Below are 901 nucleotides of genomic sequence, written 5' to 3'. Positions count from 1 at the left end.
GGCGGATGCAGGCTCTGAGTGCAACACCCTATTGAATTGAGGGTGGTGCTTCATTGTGCTTTGCCATCAGTTCATTCATCACCTCGATAGGGCATTTGAAGTCGAAGCGTTTTCGAGGCCGCATATTCAGCTCGAAGGCAATGGCATCCAGCTCTTCCTGACTGGTCAGTGACAGATCCGTTCCTTTGGGGAGATACTGGCGAATCAGCCCATTGATATTCTCGTTGCTGCCTCTTTGCCAAGGGCTGTGAGGATCACAGAAGTAGATGGCGACGCCAGTATTTTGCGTGATAGCGGCATGCTTGGCCATCTCCCGTCCTTGGTCATACGTCAGGGTTTTTCGTGCTGCCAATGGCATTCTGTTCAGCGCGGCACTGAAGCCCTCTACGGCTGAGGTCGCAGTCGCATCATGCATCTTTGCCAGTATCAAGTATCCGCTACTGAGCTCTACAAGAGTTCCAACCGCTGAGGCATTGCCTTTTCCCTTGATCAGGTCGCCTTCCCAATGCCCAGGCATCTCGCGCTTGTCCACCTCGGGCGGGCGAAGGTGAATGCTGACCATGTCGGGGATCTGACCTCGCCGGTCCGTCTCACCACGTCGAGGCTTACGCGTACTTTTGCCATGCCGCAGGCAATGGATGAGCTCTTTGCGCAGTTGCCCAACCGGCAGCGCATAGATGGCGGTGTAAATCGTCTCGCGACAGACGTAGGCGTCTTCAAGCTTGGGTAAATTCATGTGTCGAAGCTTGCCGGCGATCTGCTCAGGAGACAAGTAGCGGCGAAGAAGGTACTCGACAAGCTTGAACCGCTCACTACCGATGGAAAGCTTACGCTTGGGCCGGCAAAAGCGCCGATGCTTGAGTCGGGACGCTTGCGCGCGTTCAGCTTGGTAGTCGTTGCC

The 901-nt window shown here is 55.4% G+C and carries 1 protein-coding gene; it reads right to left on the bottom strand.

Annotated features, from left to right (window positions below):
• Nucleotides 1-28: 28 nt before the first annotated feature.
• Nucleotides 29-901: IS30 family transposase (locus QQF40_RS16960; RefSeq protein WP_285462024.1), on the bottom strand; the 873-nt coding region annotated here is incomplete at its 5' end.

Origin of the sequence: Cobetia sp. LC6 (assembly GCF_030264805.1) — a bacterium.
GTDB lineage: Bacteria > Pseudomonadota > Gammaproteobacteria > Pseudomonadales > Halomonadaceae > Cobetia.
Note: the sequence above shows the minus strand (reverse complement) of the source record. Positions and strands in the feature narration are given on the sequence as shown.